The organism is Bartonella sp. W8122, from assembly GCF_016102485.1.
GTDB lineage: Bacteria > Pseudomonadota > Alphaproteobacteria > Rhizobiales > Rhizobiaceae > Bartonella > Bartonella apihabitans.
In genome coordinates this window covers 2,133,247-2,145,692 of record NZ_JACFOO010000001.1, presented here as the reverse complement: position 1 = coordinate 2,145,692, position 12,446 = coordinate 2,133,247, and the positions used below count along the sequence as shown (strand labels likewise).

Below are 12,446 nucleotides of genomic sequence, written 5' to 3'. Positions count from 1 at the left end.
AATCCTATCATGCAACTTCCTGCCAATTTGAGAAGCGCACTCGACGAGCTTTTCGAACAGACAAATCCGTCCGAACTCGAAAAAGCGTCAAACCGGCTCACCCGACGCTATCGCGATGAAGTGCTGGACGGGAAAATGCATATAAGCGATAAAAATGCGGCTCTCGGCTATATTGCAGCGCGCTTTCCGGCAACCTATGGCGCGGTTTATTCCGCACTTGATGAAGTGGCTGATATATGCCCTTCCTTTTTGCCGTCTAGCCAGCTTGATGTCGGAGCGGGGCCGGGGACTGCCGTTTTTGCCGCAAGCCGAATTTTTCCGTCTCTTAAAAAGGCAACGCTTGTCGAGCAAAGCAATGACATTATCGCTATTGGCAAAGAATTGTTTTCCCGTTTGAATGACGAAGAAGAACCCGATATTTCCGCCGGACAATCCGACGAATTGTCCCGCGGAGCTTCTTCTGAAAACGATTGTCAAACCACCTTTTCAACCAATTGGCAAAAAGCCGATATTTCCACGCTTTCCGGTGAAAAATTGCCGAAAGCCGATCTTGTCACGGCAAGTTACGTACTCGACGAGCTTCAAGAAAAAACACAGGATTTTCTTGTCGACAGACTTTGGGAAAAAACTATTGGTGTGCTTTTGCTGGTCGAACCCGGAACGCCTGCCGGTTTTAAAAGGCTGATGCGTCAACGCCAAAGATTACTCGAACAATCTGCCCATATCCTCGCTCCCTGTCCGCATGAATTGACCTGTCCGGTTCAATCTCCCGACTGGTGCCATTTCTCTGTCAGGGTTGAACGTTCGCGCATGCACAAGCTAGCCAAACAGGCAGTTGTTCCCTTTGAAGACGAGAAGTATTGTTATCTTGCCGTGTCAGAAAAAAAGCCGGATGTGCAATATTGTCGCATCCTTTCGCGTCCACAACGTTCAAGCGGAAGAATAAATATTTCGCTTTGCTTGCCAAATGGCGAAAAAAACACTGAAATCTCAACGAAAAAGAACAAGAAATTATATAGCCTGATGAGGCGTGTGGAATGGGGATCCAGATTTGAAAATATAAAACCTTAGGTTGTAAAAAATTGTTGACTATTTTAGCCCCTCCTCTATATTTGAAATCACCGCACTAAAGAACCCACGTTCTGGTTGTGTTGGTTACAGGTGTTTAGGTCCCCCGCTATTTCCTACGCCTGTGTCCCCCCTTTCTTAAGAGGGGGAGAAAAGTCCGGGTTCCCAATGCCCGGACTTTTCTTTTTTTGTAAATAGACTTTGCACTTTATTGCTTCGACCGCTATGTATTTATCCAATCTATATTTGCTAAAAAGCCTCGATTTTTGTGAAGAAATATTTCAAGAGCGGTTTTTCTTCTTCATTCCAGAAATCGGCAAGAGAGAACCAATAACTTAAAAAGGTGGGCTTTGACCTGATTGTTGGGAGCAAGTCTTCTCACCGAAGCCTATCCCGATCTATGAGTGGTTTTGTTGGTTCAAAATCCGGTTCAGGTTGACGATTGACGGGCGAAAAAAGCCGGATTTTCAGGAAAAAGCATTTCCGTCAGCACAGAAGAAAAGGCTGAGACGTTTAGCCAAAAAAATGATTGTTCAAAAGGCGGGTGAATAAACCCGATAGTGTCGGACAAACAGTGGCAGTTCAAGGCAATTTTAATAATTTCATTATCGGGATGAGTGCTATCGGTCAAAAATTGGCTCATCCTCTATTCTTGACAAAAAGAGGTTAAAGCTCATCTCTTTTTCATTATTGCTGTTTTCTGTTGCTATAGAATATCGGACAGGTTAAAAGGATTTCCATGAACAATAAACGTACATTCATGATCTGGTGGTGGGGTTGCTTTTAGCGGCCTCAGCTTGTTTGTGCACAAAATTCAGGACAAGGTCGCGACGGAAAACCGGGCGGCCTTTTTTATATACTCCGTTCCGGTGGTGACCTTCAAAACAGGACGGAGTTTTAAATATGGAAAAGAACATGGCTGGTGAAAAAGCTTTTGAATACCGCACGAAAGGGAACATAAAAGTTAGCCGTTCTTGCGAGAATATTGCCTATGAAAGTGCAATTGACAAAATGGTTGATGCACTTGATAGCCACCGTGGGGCAATTTTTTCTTCAAACTATGAATATCCAGGGCGCTATACGCGGTGGGATTCCGGCATTATCGACCCGCCAATTGCCATTACTTCGCGCGGGCGGGTGATGAAAATCGAGGCGCTCAACGAGCGCGGTCAAATCATCCTTGATATGATCGAGCCACGCCTTGAAATTCTTGACGCGGTGGAAGCAACAGAGCGCACCTCCAACAAATTGGCAATTACGGTCAAAAAACCGGGTCGTGTCTTCAGCGAGGAAGAACGCTCCCGTATGCCATCGGTTTTTTCTCTGTTGCGGGCTATTTGCGATATTTTCCATTCGACAGAAGACCAGAGTCTCGGCCTTTACGGTGCTTTCGGCTATGACCTTGCGTTCCAGTTCGAGCCCATCGAGTTTAAAATAAAACGTCCTGACGACCAGCGGGATATGGTGCTTTATCTGCCGGATTCCATTCTCATTGTCGACCATTATTCGGCACGCGCATGGATAGAGAATTACGAATTTTCCGAAGAGAAAAAAACAACTAAAGGTTTAATTCGTCATACCGAAGAAAAGCCGTTTAAAGCAGCCAAAGCGGTTCCGCAAAAAGGCGATCATGAAAAGGGCGAATATGCCGCTTTGGTGAGGGAAGCCAAAGAAAGTTTCAAGCGCGGCGACCTCTTCGAGGTGGTGCCGGGGCAGACATTTTACGAGCCTTGTCCGGCAAGTCCTTCGGCAATCAGCAGAAGATTGAAACTTACCAATCCATCTCCCTATTCTTTCTTTATAAATCTCGGAGAACAGGAATATCTCGTTGGCGCTTCGCCTGAAATGTATGTTCGGGTGACGGGAAGGCGGGTTGAAACCTGCCCGATTTCCGGAACAATCAAACGTGGGCAGGATGCCATTGCCGATTCCGAACAGATATTGGCTTTGCTCAATTCCAAAAAGGATGAGTCGGAATTGACCATGTGCTCGGATGTTGACCGTAATGACAAAAGCCGTGTTTGCGAACCGGGTTCGGTGAGGGTCATCGGGCGCCGGCAAATTGAAATGTATTCGCGCCTTATTCACACGGTCGATCACATTGAGGGGCGCTTGCGAAACGGGCTTGATGCGTTCGATGCTTTTTTGTCCCATGCATGGGCTGTGACTGTAACCGGTGCACCGAAATTGTGGGCTATGCGTTTTATCGAAAACCATGAAAGAAGTGCGCGTGCATGGTATGCGGGTGCTATCGGCATGATTTTCTTTAATGGCGACATGAATACGGGGCTCACTCTTCGCACCGTGCGCATCAAGGATGGTGTGGCATCGGTCAGAGCAGGCGCAACATTACTTTATGATTCCATTCCGGAAGAGGAAGAAAAAGAGACAGAACTGAAAGCCTCAGCCATGATTGCCGCTATCCGTGACAGTGCCAAACCTTTGCCAAAGGCGGTCAGGGAGGAGAAAGAAAAACCCGGCACGGGTATCAATATCCTGCTTGTCGACCATGAAGATTCATTTGTGCACACGCTTGCCAATTATTTCCGTGAAACGGGCGCGAAAGTGACAACGGTGAGAAGTCCGGTGGATGAAAAAGTGTTTGAAACGGTCAATCCCGATCTTGTTGTTTTGTCACCGGGACCGGGAACACCGAAAGATTTCAACTGTGAAGACACAATCAATAAAGCAAGGGCGCGTAAAATTCCGATTTTCGGCGTTTGTCTGGGGCTGCAAGCATTGACAGAAGCTTTCGGCGGCAGCCTTCGGGTGCTTGATCAACCGATGCATGGCAAACCGTCACGCATTCATATTACCGGCAAAACCCTGCTGTTTAAGGATTTGCCGAAAGAAATAACGGTTGGCCGCTATCATTCGATTTTTGCCGACCCGAGCCGCTTGCCTTCCGAATTTAACGTAACAGCAGAAACCGCAGATGGTGTTATTATGGCAATCGAACATAAAAGCCAGCCGATTGCTGCTGTCCAATTCCATCCCGAATCAATTATGAGCCTTGGTGGAAATGTCGGAATGGCAATCATTGAAAATGTTGTTTCAAGACTAATTAAGAAAGCATGGCAATGATAGATGCGAATTCAAGGCTGAAACAATTGGCAATATGGTCTATCCCTGTTGCCATTGTTGTTTTTGCGCTCAAATATTTCGCTTATTATATCACCGGCTCGGTGGCTCTTTATTCCGATGCACTGGAGTCGATTGTCAATGTCATTGCGGCAATTGCTGCTTATGTTGCCATCCTTATCAGCATGAAACCGGCCGATAACGATCACCCCTTCGGCCATACCAAGGCAGAATATTTTTCGGCAATTCTTGAAGGGGCGATGATTTTTGTCGCCGCCATTATGATCTTGCATGAATCATGGCCATTGCTTACTTCGACCCATTTGCCTGAACAACCGGGCTACGGGCTCGCAATCAACCTCCTTGCCAGTGTCATTAATGCAATCTGGGCCTTGGTTTTAATAAAACAGGGCAGGATTTCCCATTCTCCGGCATTGAAAGCCGACGGTATGCATTTGATGACCGACGTTTTTACCTCTTTTGGTGTGCTTGCCGGTCTTCTTGCCGCAATCTTGAGCGGTTGGGCCATTCTCGACCCTGTGCTTGCCATTATTGTGGCCTTGAACATTCTCTGGCAAGGCTGGAAGGTTATCAACAATTCGGTACAAGGCTTGATGGATGTCGGTGTCGAGCTTGAAGAGACAATGCGCATAAGGGACATTATTTCAAGCCATGCAGCCGGTGCTATTGAAGCGCATGATTTGCGCACACGTGTGGCCGGTCAGATCACCTTTATCGAATTCCATCTGGTGGTTCCTTCCAAAATGACGGTAGGAGATGCCCATGATATATGCAACAGAATAGAAGATGCTCTGAAACAAGAAATCGAAAAGGCACGTATTGTCATTCATATCGAACCGGAAGAGGAAGCAAAACTGCCAAAGGGAACCACTGCCGTTCCCATTGCATGAGGAGCATTATGTTAAAAATCAGAAATTTGAAAGAAACTGTATTATCCGACCATTGGACAAAACTGACAGCCGTTTCCTATGAGCAGCAAGATGCTGCCGGCGAATGGAGAACAGTAAAGCGTGAAACCTACCATAATCGCAATGGAGCTGCCGTTTTGCCTTATGACGAGGAAAGAAAAACAGTGCTTTTTGTCAAGCAGTTTCGTGCACCTGTTTATCTTGCATCCGGTTCCATGTATGTGCTGGAAGCTTGTGCCGGCCACATAGAAAAAGACGAATCGGCCGATGAAACCATGCTGCGCGAGGCAAAAGAGGAATTAGGCTACCAGATCCATAATCTCGAACTGGTTTTTAAAGGCTTTACAACCCCAGGATTTTCAACCGAGCAGCTTTGGCTTTATCTTGCCCGCTATCGCCCGCAAGACCACCGTTTTTCGGGCGGAGGGCTCGCCAATGAAGGAGAAAATCTCGATATTGTTGAAATGAGTGTTGAAGAGGCAATCAAGCTTAACGAAAAAGGACAAATCAATGACATGAAGACAGCTCTGTTGATTAACGAGCTCAGTCACCGATTGAAATTGTGAACCGTGCCTATTGAATTGCAAAACTTGAATTTTAGGTCTCAATCACGAAAAGCATGGCCTTGAGTGGCAAGAAGCGCAATTTTGAACACGAACCGGTGAAGCTTTGATAAAACGGGTTGCACTTGAAAAAAAGCTATGTCATATTTTCGCTCATGAAAAATTATGGCGCACAAAAATTATTGGATTTTGACCGCATTAGCGATGCGGGCTTTTGTGCTTTGCCTTCAAATTTGCTTCTTCTCGGGCTTATGAGCGACTGCCGGGGCCGGTGAGGGGCGCCCGGCGGTCGTTACCTGCCGGCGTAAATGCTCCTCTTCAACAATCTTCATTTTAAAATATCAACCGGTTACCGGTGTTTCAGACGAGCATAGATCATGAGTATTTCCCCGAATTTTTCACAAAAAGGCATGCCGACAGCATCGCAAAAATATCAACCTTACCCGCAAGTGACATTGGAAAATCGCCAATGGCCTGACAAACGCATCGAAAAAGCGCCAATCTGGTGTTCTGTCGATCTGCGTGATGGCAATCAGGCTTTGATCGACCCTATGGGGCAAGACCGTAAAGAACGCATGTTCCGCTTGCTTTTGGAAATGGGCTTTCCGGAAATCGAAATCGGTTTTCCATCGGCTTCGCAAACCGATTTCGACTTCGCGCGCTGGTGTATCGAACATGGCAATGTTCCTGAAAATGTGAGCTTGCAGGTTCTGGTGCAATGCCGTCCGGAATTGATTACCCGCACATTCGAGGCGCTGGAAGGAGCCAACCACCCGATTGTGCATTTTTACAATTCAACGAGTGAATTGCAACGGCGGGTTGTGTTCGGAAAAGATGTTCAAGGCGTTAAAAAAATTGCGACCGATGCTGCAAAAATGGTCATGGATATGGCCGCCAAAGCCGGTAAACATTATCGTTTCGAGTATTCGCCTGAAAGTTTCACCGGTACCGAGCTTGAAGTTGCACTGGAAATTTCGAATGCCGTCATCGAAATTGTCAATCCGACGCCCGACAATAAAATGATTTTGAATTTGCCTTCTACGGTTGAAATGTCCACTCCCAATATCTATGCCGATGAAATCGAGTGGATGGGAAGAAATATTGACCGGCGTGACAGTGTTCTGATTTCTCTGCACCCGCATAATGACCGTGGTTGCGGCATTGCGGCCACCGAATTGGGCCTGCTCGCCGGTGCCGACCGTGTTGAAGGGACACTGTTTGGAAATGGTGAACGCACCGGCAATGTGGACGTTGTCGCTCTGGCGTTGAATATGTTTACCCAAGGGGTTGATCCGGAACTTGATTGCTCGAATATCGAGAAAATCAAGGAAGTCTATGAATATTGTAACCAGCTCAGAATTCCGGAACGCCACCCTTATGTTGGTGAATTGGTTTATACTGCTTTTTCGGGTTCGCATCAGGATGCGATCAATAAAGGCATGAAGGCAATGAAAAAGTCCAATAAGACTTTGTGGGAAGTGCCTTATCTGCCGATTGATCCGCAAGATGTCGGCAGAAGCTATGAAGCCATTATCCGCATCAATTCGCAATCGGGCAAAGGTGGCATTGCCTATATTCTGCAATCGGATTACGGTCTGAACCTGCCGCGCGCTTTGCAAATCGAATTTCGCGATGTTATCCAACATATTACCGATGAAGAAGGCAAAGAATTGCCGTCGAAGCGGATTTATGACGAATTCGTCAAGACTTATGTCAAGCAGAACCATGGCCGTTTCGGTTTTGTCGACTATAAAACCAAAGCAGACCCGAAGGAAAAAGGTCGCATTGATGTGACGGCAACAATTACCGATCATGGAAAAGAAAAAACCATCAAGGGAAGCGGTACCGGTCTGGTGGACGGCTTTATCAATGCTTTTTCCAAATATCTTGATAAAAAGCTTTCGGTCGTTGACTATTCGGAACATTCTTTGCAACGCGGTTCGGATGCAAAAGCCATTTGTTATATGGAAATAGCCTATCCGGAAGGCAAAATATTCGGCGTTGCTATTGATGAAAACATTACAACAGCCTCGCTCGATGCTATCGTTTCGGCGGTTAACCGGTTGAAACTTTAATGTTTTACGGGCGGCAATAAAGACATCATGTCTTGACCTTGCCGCCCGTTAAGTTCTCGAACCCCACTAAATTCTCGAAAATCGTGATAACGCGAGAATAGTAACCGGCCTTTGACAAATTGCCAGCGGAAGTTTGAAATCGCCAGCGGACGGTTGAATAGTCTCGTCAAAAAGCCGTTCCAGAACGCTTATTCAGCCTGTAGCCTTTCTCACCACTTCAAAACACTTAATTCACCTTATGTAGCCCTCTGAATAGGGGGGACAAACCACGCTTATTATTCGCTACGAAAAACAGAGCGGTCGAAAAAGGGAAGATAACGAAAAAACGATCGGGAGCAATTGCGCCTCACCAGAGTGACAAAGCAATCGCCACAAAAAGTCCGGAAAAATAGGGGATTTCAGTGAGCCACGCGAAATATCTATTAACAACATGGCAATCGATAGACATGAAAGCCAAGCGATAATTATAATCAAGGCCAACGCTTTGCTTTATATGGATTTTTCGTCTTTTCTTGGGCAAAAATTTTGCTTCAAAATATCGGTGTTCCGTCTATTTTTCATGAGTTTTGTGAGCATATGAAATCCAACTCACAATAGGATATATTCACGGTCAAGCAACGCCGTTTCATACCGCGTTATCATTATTTTGACGCGGAATTATTTTAAACCCGCTCGGTGCCAGCTCGTTACAGGAAAATTGCTGTCAGGCCTTTTGCCCGAATGCACTAAATCGAATGCACTAAAAAAGCGGAACTTTTTCGGTGCAGTGGATTTCGTTCTCTTTATTGACGATAGTATAGCGTTCAAGACCGCAATGCCAACTTTCGCAATCACCATCAATTGTAAACCAGTTGTAATTGGCAGGAGGCTTTTTGCCGCCAAAAGCTTGTGAAGCCGAAGCAACGCCGACAACCGGAACGTCACGTTCTTTCCCTTCAATATGTTCAAGAGAGGGAACATGGGTATGTCCATGGAGAATAAGTTCGGCACCATATTGTTTGATGACGCGCTGGAAACGTTCAATGCCCCATAATTTTTTATGCCAATAAGTTGCATTTTTATAGGGCGGGTGGTGAATCATCACCATTCTGAAAAGATTGCGTTCTTTTGCTTCACGTAAAAGATCAGCCAGATGATAGGCCTGAGCGCTATCAAAACGTCCGGTTGCGAAAAAAGGCGGTGTGGCAATGGCTGAAGAAACCGCGATAATAGCCACCTGATCACGAATGCGCATATAGGGGAAAACGGCACTCCATGCATGGGCTTCTTCGCTGGTAATCCACGGGCGAAAGGTTTTGCAAGCTTTTCTGAAAGCACCCCCCACATAGGCATCGTGATTGCCGAAGGTCAGTGAAATATCGCTTGCAGGGCCTTGCGCCACAAGCCAATCTTTTGCAGCAGCAAATTCTTTCGGCAAAGAGAGATTGACGAGATCTCCGGAAATAACGAGGTGGTCAGCCTGTTTTTCTTTGATACTTTCCATCAAAGCATCAAGTGTTTGCCGTCCCATTTCACCGGTACGGTTTTTCTTCCAGTTAATATAACCGGTTAAACGCTTTCCTATGAGCTCGAAAAAACGAGGGTCTGGAAGCGGCGACAAATGAATGTCGGATATATGAGCCAAGTGAAACATTCCACTGAACATAGCGAGACAATAAAAATAGGCAACAAAAAAACAACAACGGTCCGGAAAGAAAAGATTATAAAGACAAAGATGGCAAATAAAGGTGGAGAATAGCTTGTAAAGCTATAAATAGCAGCAAAAAGAGACAGTTATTTACCTGAAATCCTTGAAAGATAACAAAATACCAAACTGCAACCGGATTTGAGTTTTTTAAAAACAACCGGTTTTTGAACATATCGGGCGGCAATAAAAATGGGGAAACCAGTTTCAATGCGATTGATGAAACCGTAAAGCCCTGAACTTTTTTAAGCTCTCGACTTTCTGTGTTCGAAACCATAAGCGCTTTTCCGGAAAGCTAAGCGAGCCAGTCCCATTGCCTTTCAAAAGAGGAGAACAAACGAAATTGAACCGGATTTTATTTTTGAAACAACCGGTTTTTGAACTTAACGGCGGCAGTGGGAATGGGGAAACTTTCAACACTTTTGAAAGAGCCTCGAAGGTTTTGTAAACAATTATATCAATTTTCATAATCATGTCGAAAAACCGGCATGGCGAAAGACATCCGGTTTTGCAGACAAAAAATTTTATCGAAAATAGACTTGTTTTATAAAGGCTGTGGCCGGTTCAGGTTTTGGTCACTGAATTTTTTGGCGAAAGACGGTTCATTTTATCGTCGTGTTTAATGGCGCGGCGATTTAACTCCACGTCAATAGATATTCACTGTTAAAAGGGATACCGTCCTTCAAAAGATTAAAAATGCCCTTTAGGCTTTGATAATGCATTGCAATATTGTGCGTTTTCATTTGAATTTTTGAACCGGAGCATGATCAACTTCCTTGAAGGCCAAATTGATGCGATAACCGGAAAGATGAGGTAAAATACATTTGTGTAAATAAATGCATTACTGATTTGGCAGAAGAGATGAGAATGAACGACGATAATAGGATATGCTAGCGAAAGAGCAAGCCTGATAAAAAGCAACGTATAAAAAAGCCAGCCTATTAAAAAAGTCTGCTTATAAAAAAATCCAGCTCATTAAAAACCAGCCAATAAAAAGCAGTATCAACAAAATTCATCAGCTTGTTGATGAATGGACAAACTTGTTTCTCGGAAAAACGCATAAATTATTTGGGGAAGAGCATGACATCGGCAATAGAGCGAACAGTTCTATTAAATAACCGGCATTTTTTAAAAAATAACGCATTCAGGAAAAAGCCGGTTGCACATTTTTTACGGAAAAATTGAATTCTTTCCCAAGAAAAATGTACTTATTCTATTTAACCGGAAGCGTAATTGCTGTGTCTTCAGGGGGAGGGCAATTAAGCGGAGATTGTTTGTTGACGGAGGAAATAGTTTTCAGTGAAAGCTGTTCTAAACGCCCTCCATGAAATATCAGCCATTCCAATTTCCCGATTTCCAAAAAAGCGGATACCGAGATTTTCAACGGGAAATTTTATCGAACAAAGTGAAGCTTGCCAAAGCTTGCAAATAAAACGTCTCCCTTTGGCAAAGCAGCTTTTTTGTAACGTTTAAGAGAAAAGTTAGTCGGAAATTGTCGCCGATTTCGCAGAAGAGAACGATTTCTCCACGGAGGTCGATTTCGCCACTGAGGTTGATTGTTCCACAGCGATCGGTTTCGTCACAGAGGTCGATTTTTCGGAAAGCGTGATCAAAAATAAAGCAGGCACAAAAAAAGGACGCTCAATAGCGTCCTTTTTTGTGAAAAGTAAACCAAGCCCCCTCAATTTACTTTATCAAGCCCCCGCCTTTGTTAGAAGCGATAGGTTACACCAGCGCCGATCAGCCAAGGATCAAGATCGGCTTTACCACTGATCTTCGTGCCATTGAGCTTGGCGTCAAAGTCTGGACGAAGGTAAAGTTTCTTCACGTCCATGTTGAAGCCCCAGTGTTGGTCGAGCATGTAGTCGAAACCAACTTGAACAGCGCCACCCCATGTGTTGTCGATGTCGAGGCCGGTGATGCGTCTGCCGCTGTTACGACCAGCGTCGTTGCCGTCTTCGTTGTAGAAGATTGTGTAGTTAACACCACCACCGATATATGGCTTGAATGCACCGAAATTGGTGAAGTGGTATTGAAGAGTAAGGGTCGGAGGCAAAATCCATGTTTTACCAACTTTACCGATGCTACCGATTGAACCACGGCCATCTATTGACGAATAGGTTGTACCCAAAATCAATTCGGCAGCGATGTTGTTGGTGAAGTAGTAGGTGATGTCGAGTTCAGGGATAACTGTGCTCGAGAAGTTCAATTCCGAACCAGGAACACCATTAACATGGCCTTTGTCACGCGGTACAACGCCGAGAGCGCGAACGCGGATCTGCCATGGGCTCTGGGCTTCCTGAACAACAGGCTTGGCACTCTGAACATCGGCAGCCGAAGCTGAACCTGAGAAGCTGAGTGCTGCTGCGATGGCAACGATACTGCTACCGATCAATTTCTTCATATCTATGTCTCCTAAAAAGCGGTGCATGTTTCACAACTGTAATTTGTATCTGTTCAAACCTATTTAAGCGGAAATATCCATTGATTTGAATCAAACAATCGCCTTTTTGCCGCTTTATCGCCTTGTTTGAAGGCCCACTGTATCATTATTGCAACAAAAATTCGGGGCTGTGGAAAAATATCAATGAATCCAACTGGAAATATTAACTCATCATTAACTAAGATCGAATCATTTCTAGACAATCTTGTTATTGTTACAATCGAATATCTCATGTAATTCCTGTTAAAATTGCCGGTTGGAATTTTCTATAAGCGACAAAACTGTCAATCCGAAATATAGATGCCTATAAATGAGATTGATTTCATGTTTTTTTCTCGCTAACTATTTCAATGTTGAAAAGGGATCGAAGATTGTTTCGAACTTTTTTGACAATGGCCAGAGGCTCGAAAGCTCGGGTCAAGAGAAGCGCCATTCACAGCCATTCATAAGAATGCCCATCGGAAAAGTAGACGAACATGTGTTATGCAAATCAACGACGATGAACTGCCGGAGTTTTGGTATTTTTAACCGTTGATTTTGTTTGTCTTATTTTTCTTTCGGGTCATCTCATGGAAAAAAATTCTGCTGCAAAAGAATTGTTGT

General features: G+C 44.8%; 7 protein-coding genes. 5 read left to right on the top strand and 2 right to left on the bottom strand.

The features are described 5' to 3' along the window. The first annotated feature begins 9 nt into the window (after window positions 1–9). From H3S83_RS09330 to leuA, 5 genes are all read left to right on the top strand, one after another. On the top strand, window positions 10–1,071 hold the full coding sequence (locus tag H3S83_RS09330) for a small ribosomal subunit Rsm22 family protein (RefSeq protein ID WP_198239505.1): 1,062 nt from the start codon (window positions 10–12) through the stop codon (window positions 1,069–1,071). A gap of 900 nt (window positions 1,072–1,971) precedes the next feature. Then, window positions 1,972–4,152 carry an anthranilate synthase gene (locus tag H3S83_RS09325; protein ID WP_198239504.1) on the top strand — a complete coding sequence of 727 codons (2,181 nt, stop codon included), beginning with the start codon at window positions 1,972–1,974 and terminating at the stop codon, window positions 4,150–4,152. Continuing rightward, a complete protein-coding gene (locus H3S83_RS09320; RefSeq protein ID WP_370541372.1) occupies window positions 4,152–5,060 on the top strand; it encodes a cation diffusion facilitator family transporter in 909 nt (302 codons plus the stop codon). Before H3S83_RS09325 ends, H3S83_RS09320 begins: the two co-directional genes overlap by 1 nt. 8 nt (window positions 5,061–5,068) lie before the next feature. Continuing rightward, window positions 5,069–5,644, top strand: coding sequence for an NUDIX hydrolase (locus tag H3S83_RS09315; protein ID WP_198233194.1), 576 nt, complete (start codon window positions 5,069–5,071; stop codon window positions 5,642–5,644). Window positions 5,645–6,018: 374 nt separating this feature from the next. Beyond that, window positions 6,019–7,716, top strand: a complete 1,698-nt coding sequence (gene leuA / locus H3S83_RS09310; RefSeq protein ID WP_198239502.1) for a 2-isopropylmalate synthase — start codon at window positions 6,019–6,021, stop codon at window positions 7,714–7,716. Window positions 7,717–8,455: 739 nt separating this feature from the next. Here leuA and H3S83_RS09305 read toward each other — a convergent pair. Together H3S83_RS09305 and H3S83_RS09300 are read right to left on the bottom strand one after the other, a co-directional pair. Beyond that, a complete protein-coding gene (locus H3S83_RS09305) occupies window positions 8,456–9,361 on the bottom strand; it encodes a metallophosphoesterase (RefSeq protein ID WP_198239501.1) in 906 nt (301 codons plus the stop codon). 1,750 nt (window positions 9,362–11,111) lie between these two features. After that, entirely contained in the window at window positions 11,112–11,831 is a 720-nt protein-coding gene (locus tag H3S83_RS09300) for an OmpW family protein (RefSeq protein ID WP_370541348.1), read from the bottom strand. Window positions 11,832–12,446 lie beyond the last annotated feature (615 nt).